Origin of the sequence: Streptomyces corynorhini, assembly GCF_003346515.1 — a bacterium.
In the GTDB taxonomy this organism is placed as follows: Bacteria; Actinomycetota; Actinomycetes; order Streptomycetales; family Streptomycetaceae; genus Streptomyces; species Streptomyces corynorhini.
The window spans coordinates 1-5,984 of sequence record NZ_QQNA01000309.1; the positions used below are offsets into that span (position 1 = coordinate 1).

Here is a 5,984-nt window from a genome sequence, read left to right on the forward strand (position 1 = left end):
GGCGGCACGTCCCGCTGCCCCGAAGCCCGGCGTCCCGGCCCCCAAGCCGGCCGCCGCCGAGGCTCCCAAGAGCAACGGCACCCCCGCCGCGGCGCCGACCCCCGGCCCGCGTCCGGCACCGGCCCCGCGGCCCGCACCGGCCGCCAAGCCGGCGCCCGCGGCGCCGTCCGTCCCGGAGTTCACCGCGCCTCCGTCGGCCCCGGCCGCCGGTCCCCGGCCCGGTGCCACCCCCGGCCCGCGTCCCTCGGCCCGCCCCACGGGCGGCCAGGGCGACCAGCGCCAGGGTGACCAGCGCGGCGAACAGCGTGGCGACCAGCGTCAGGGCGGCCGCTCCGGCGGCGCGCGCCCCGGCCAGGCCCCGCGTCCCGGCGCCCGCCCCGCGGGCCCGCGTCCGGGCAACAACCCCTTCACCTCGGGCGGCTCGACCGGCATGGCGCGCCCCCAGGCGCCCCGTCCCGGCGGCGCCCCGCGTCCCGGCGGCCCCGGTGCCCCCGGCCCGCGTCCGCAGGGTGCGGGCCAGGGTGGCGGTCCCCGCCCCCAGGCCGGTCCCGGCGGTCAGTCCGGTGGCGGTCGTCCGTCCCCCGGCGGCATGCCGCGTCCGCAGGCCCCCAGGGCCGCGGGTCCCGGCGGTGGCCCCGGTGGTAACCGTCCCAACCCGGGCATGATGCCGCAGCGTCCCGCTGCCGGCCCGCGTCCCGGCGGTGGCCCCGGCGGTGGCCGCGGTCCCGGTGGTCCCGGCCGTCCGGCCGGTGCCGGTGGCGGTCGTCCCGGTGGCGGCGGCGGCTTCGCGGGCCGTCCCGGCGGCGGTGGCGGTGGCGGCTTCGCCGGTCGCCCCGGCGGTGGCGGCGGCGCTCCGGGCCGTCCCGGCGGCGGTGGCTTCGGTGGCGGCGGTGGCCGTCCCGGCTTCGGCGGACGTCCGGGTGGTCCCGGTGGCCGCGGTGGCACACAGGGCGCCTTCGGCCGTCCCGGCGGGCCCGCCCGTCGTGGCCGCAAGTCGAAGCGGCAGAGGCGCCAGGAGTACGAGGCCATGCAGGCCCCGTCGGTAGGCGGCGTGATGCTGCCGCGCGGCCAGGGCCAGACGGTCCGGCTGTCGCGCGGTGCCTCGCTCACCGACTTCGCGGAGAAGATCAACGCCAACCCGGCGTCGCTCGTCGCCGTGATGATGAACCTCGGCGAGATGGTCACGGCCACGCAGTCCGTCTCCGACGAGACCCTCCAGGTCCTCGCCGGTGAGATGAACTACGTCGTCGAGATCGTCAGCCCCGAGGAGGAGGACCGCGAGCTGCTCGAGTCCTTCGACATCGAGTTCGGCGAGGACGAGGGCGGCGAGGAAGCACTCGTCTCCCGTCCGCCGGTCGTGACCGTCATGGGTCACGTCGACCACGGTAAGACCCGGCTGCTGGACGCGATCCGCAAGACGAACGTCGTCGCGGGCGAGGCCGGCGGTATCACGCAGCACATCGGCGCGTACCAGGTCGCCACCGAGGTCAACGGTGACGAGCGCAAGATCACCTTCATCGACACCCCGGGTCACGAGGCGTTCACCGCCATGCGTGCCCGTGGTGCCAAGTCCACCGACATCGCGATCCTCGTGGTCGCGGCCAACGACGGTGTGATGCCCCAGACGATCGAGGCGCTGAACCACGCCAAGGCGGCCGACGTGCCGATCGTGGTCGCGGTCAACAAGATCGACGTCGAGGGCGCCGACCCGACCAAGGTGCGCGGTCAGCTCACCGAGTTCGGGCTGGTGGCCGAGGAGTACGGCGGCGACACCATGTTCGTCGACATCTCCGCCAAGCAGGGTCTGAACATCGACAGCCTGCTGGAGGCCGTGGTCCTCACCGCGGACGCCTCGCTCGACCTGCGGGCCAACCCGGAGCAGGACGCGCAGGGTATCGCCATCGAGGCCCACCTCGACCGCGGTCGCGGCGCCGTCGCCACCGTGCTCGTCCAGCGCGGCACGCTGCGCGTCGGCGACACGATGGTCGCCGGTGACGCGTACGGCCGGGTCCGGGCGATGCTCGACGACAACGGCAACAACGTCGACGTGGCGACGCCCTCGACGCCCGTCCTGGTCCTGGGTCTCACCAACGTCCCCGGCGCCGGTGACAACTTCCTCGTCGTCGACGAGGACCGCACCGCCCGGCAGATCGCCGAGAAGCGCGCCGCCCGTGAGCGGAACGCGGCGTTCGCCCGCAGGGGCGTCCGGTTCTCCCTGGAGAACCTGGACGAGGCCCTCAAGGCCGGTCTGGTGCAGGAACTCAACCTCATCATCAAGGGCGACGCGTCCGGTTCGGTGGAGGCCCTCGAGTCCTCGCTGCTCCAGCTCGACGTCGGCGAAGAGGTGGACATCCGCGTCCTGCACCGCGGTGTGGGTGCCGTGACCGAGTCGGACATCGACCTGGCCATGGGCTCCGACGCCATCGTGATCGGCTTCAATGTGCGCGCCGCCGGTCGTGCCGCGCAGATGGCCGACCGCGAAGGCGTGGACGTCCGCTACTACTCGGTCATCTACCAGGCGATCGAGGAGATCGAAGCGGCCCTCAAGGGCATGCTCAAGCCGGAGTACGAAGAGGTCGAGCTGGGTACGGCGGAGATCCGCGAGATCTTCCGCTCGTCCAAGCTGGGCAACATCGCGGGTGTTCTCATCCGCTCCGGCGAGGTCAAGCGCAACACCAAGGCCCGGCTCATCCGCGACGGCAAGGTCATCGCGGAGGACCTCAACATCCAGGGTCTGCGCCGCTTCAAGGACGACGTCACCGAGATCCGCGAAGGCTTCGAGGGCGGTATCAACCTCGGAAACTTCAACGACATCAAGATCGACGACGTCATCGCGACGTACGAGATGCGCGAGAAGCCGCGAGGCTGACGTACATCTGCCGTCCGGGGCCGGTCGACGGGACGAAAATCCGTCGATCGGCCCCGGCCGTTGCGGGTACGGTTCTGATGCCTCCGCCGAGCACCGGCGGACATCCGAACCCGTACCGGCGGGACATCCGGACATCCATGTATGTGGGGACTCTGTCCTTCGACCTCCTCCTCGGCGACGTACGGTCGTTGAAGGAGAAACGCTCCGTCGTCCGGCCGATCGTCGCCGAACTGCACCGGAAATTCGCGGTCAGCGTGGCGGAGACCGGTGACCAGGACCTCCACCGCAGGACCGAGATCGGCCTCGCGGTGGTGTCCGGCGACTGGGAGCACCTCACGGACGTGCTCGACCGCTGCGAACGCGTGGTGGCCGGCCGGCCCGAGGTGGAGCTGCTGTCCGTACGGCGGCGGCTTTACGGCCCCGACGACTGACCGGCCGCGCGCCGACCGGGCGACAAGACTGACCTGCACGACAAGAAACCCAGAAGGAAGAGTGACGGACCGGTGACCGACAACGCGCGGGCCCGCAAGCTGGCCGATCGCATCCAGGTCGTGGTCGCGGAGACCCTGGACCGGCGTATCAAGGACCCGCGACTCGGCTTCGTGACCATCACGGACGCCCGCGTCACCGGTGATCTGCGGGAGGCCACGGTCTTCTACACGGTCTACGGCGACGACGAGGAGCGCGCGGCCTCGGCCGCCGCGCTGGAGAGCGCCAAGGGCGTGCTCCGCTCCGAGGTGGGCCGGCAGACCGGCGTCCGCTTCACGCCCACCCTGGCGTTCGTCCCCGACGCCCTCCCGGACAACGCGCGCACCATCGAGGACCTCCTCGACAAGGCGCGCGCCAAGGACGCGGAGGTGCGTGAGGTGTCGACCGGCAAGACGTACGCGGCCGGGGCCGACCCGTACCGCAAGGACGACGAGGCCGACACGGACGACGAGACCGACCGCACGGACGGCGCTGCCTCGGAATGACTCAGCAGAACAGGACGCCCGACGGGCTTGTCATCGTGGACAAGCCGTCGGGCTTCACTTCGCACGACGTCGTCGCCAAGATGCGCGGGATCGCCAGAACCCGGCGCGTCGGCCACGCCGGCACCCTCGACCCCATGGCCACCGGCGTCCTCGTCCTCGGCGTGGAACGGGCCACGAAACTCCTCGGCCACCTCGCGCTGACCGAGAAGGAGTACCTCGGCACGATCAGGCTCGGCCAGGACACCGTCACGGACGACGCCGAGGGCGAGATCACCTCCGCCACCGACGCCTCCGCCGTGCGGCGCGAGGCCATCGACGCCGGGATCGCGGCCCTGACCGGCCCCCTCATGCAGGTGCCCTCCAAGGTCAGCGCCATCAAGATCGACGGCAAGCGGTCCTACGCGCGGGTACGCGGCGGCGAGGAGTTCGAGATCCCGGCCCGGCCGGTGACCATCTCGTCCTTCCGGCTGTACGACGTCCGCGAGGCCGTCGCCGACGACGGCACCCCGGTCCTCGACCTGATCGTCTCCGTCGTCTGCTCGTCCGGTACGTACATCCGCGCCCTCGCCCGCGACCTGGGCGCCGGGCTCGGCGTCGGGGGCCATCTCACCGCGCTGCGCAGGACCCGGGTGGGCCCGTACGCGCTGGACGCCGCGAAGACGCTCGACCAGCTCCAGGAGGAGCTGACCGTCATGCCGGTCGCCGACGCCGCCGCGGCCGCGTTCGCGCGCTGGGACGTCGACGAGAAGCGCGCCAAGCTGCTGGTCAACGGCGTACGGCTCGACATACCGTCGTTCGCCACCACTCCCGTCGCCGCGTACGACCCCGAAGGGCGCTTCGTGGCGCTCGTCGAGGAGCAGCACGGCAAGGCGAAGAGCCTCGCGGTCTTCGGCTGACCGGGACCCCTCCTGTGGAGCGGGCAGGCGTACCTGCCCGCTCCACAGGCCCCCTCCGACAGAGATCTGTCCACCTCGCCCCCCTCGGTCACCCCGTCGGCCGGGCGCACGGAGTGTCCGGCGGGCGCACGGGTGGCGTGCCCGGCTCACCCACCGTCCGGGCGGGGTTCGCCGGTGCCGGTGAGGGCGGTGGGCGCCGGGCATGGCAGTCTTAGAGCTGCGCAACGGGAAATCTCACGTACAAGGGTTCGGGCGAGGAGCGGTCACAGTGCAGCGCTGGCGTGGCTTGGAGGACATCCCCCAGGACTGGGGGCGCAGCGTCGTCACCATCGGTTCCTACGACGGGGTGCACCGAGGACACCAGCTGATCATCGGCCGGGCGGTGGAGCGGGCGCGGGAGCTGCGCGTCCCGTCCGTCGTCGTGACCTTCGACCCGCACCCCAGCGAGGTCGTCCGCCCCGGCAGCCACCCGCCCCTGCTCGCCCCGCACCACCGGCGTGCCGAACTGATGGCGGACCTGGGCGTGGACGCGCTGCTGATCCTGCCGTTCACCGTCGCCTTCTCGAAGCTCTCGCCCGCCGACTTCATCGTCAAGGTGCTCGTCGACAAGCTGCACGCCCGTGCCGTCATCGAGGGCCCCAACTTCCGCTTCGGCCACCGGGCGGCGGGCAACGTCGGCGTCCTCGCCGACCTGGGCCCCACCTACGACTACGAGGTCGAGGTCATCGACCTGCACGTCTCCGGCGAGGCGGGCGGCGGCGAGCCGTTCTCCTCCACGCTCACCCGCAGGCTGGTCGCCGAGGGCGACGTCGCGGGCGCGGCGGAGATCCTCGGCCGGCCGCACCGTGTCGAGGGCGTGGTGGTACGGGGCGCCCAGCGCGGGCGCGAACTGGGCTTCCCGACGGCCAACGTCGAGACCCTCCCGCACACCGCGATCCCGGCGGACGGCGTGTACGCGGGCTGGCTCACGGCCGACGGCGAACGCATGCCGGCGGCGATCTCCGTCGGCACGAACCCGCAGTTCGACGGCACGGAACGGACCGTCGAGGCGTACGCGATCGACCGCGTGGGCCTGGACCTGTACGGGCTGCACGTGACGGTCGACTTCCAGGCGTACGTGCGCGGGCAGCGGAAGTTCGACTCGATCGAGGGGCTGCTGGAAGCCATGGCGGACGACGTGAAACGGGCGCGGGCGCTGACGGAGGCGTAGGCGTGGGCCGCGTCCGCGCCCGTTTCACGTCGTCC

At 72.5% G+C, this 5,984-nt stretch carries 5 protein-coding genes; all 5 read left to right on the top strand.

The genetic code is table 11. The features are described 5' to 3' along the window. A partial coding sequence (gene infB / locus DVH02_RS30050; protein WP_114627009.1) for a translation initiation factor IF-2 occupies window positions 1-2,869 on the top strand: 2,869 nt, incomplete at its 5' end. Window positions 2,870-3,006: 137 nt separating this feature from the next. After that, a complete protein-coding gene (locus DVH02_RS30055) occupies window positions 3,007-3,300 on the top strand; it encodes a DUF503 domain-containing protein (protein WP_114627013.1) in 294 nt (97 codons plus the stop codon). 72 nt (window positions 3,301-3,372) lie between these two features. Continuing rightward, a complete protein-coding gene (gene rbfA / locus DVH02_RS30060) occupies window positions 3,373-3,843 on the top strand; it encodes a 30S ribosome-binding factor RbfA (protein WP_114627010.1) in 471 nt (156 codons plus the stop codon). Then, window positions 3,840-4,739: a tRNA pseudouridine(55) synthase TruB gene (gene truB, locus DVH02_RS30065; protein WP_114627011.1), complete on the top strand. Its 900-nt coding sequence runs from the start codon at window positions 3,840-3,842 to the stop codon at window positions 4,737-4,739. Before rbfA ends, truB begins: the two co-directional genes overlap by 4 nt. A 268-nt stretch (window positions 4,740-5,007) precedes the next feature. Beyond that, complete coding sequence (locus tag DVH02_RS30070; protein ID WP_114627012.1) at window positions 5,008-5,949, top strand: bifunctional riboflavin kinase/FAD synthetase; 942 nt, start codon at window positions 5,008-5,010, stop codon at window positions 5,947-5,949. Window positions 5,950-5,984 lie beyond the last annotated feature (35 nt).

Bases quoted from the DNA above. Each gene is read 5' to 3' on its own strand.
- DVH02_RS30055 (WP_114627013.1), top strand. From the start codon at position 3,007: ATGTATGTGGGGACTCTGTCCTTCGACCTCCTCCTCGGCGACGTACGG.
- truB (WP_114627011.1), top strand. From the start codon at position 3,840: ATGACTCAGCAGAACAGGACGCCCGACGGGCTTGTCATCGTGGACAAG.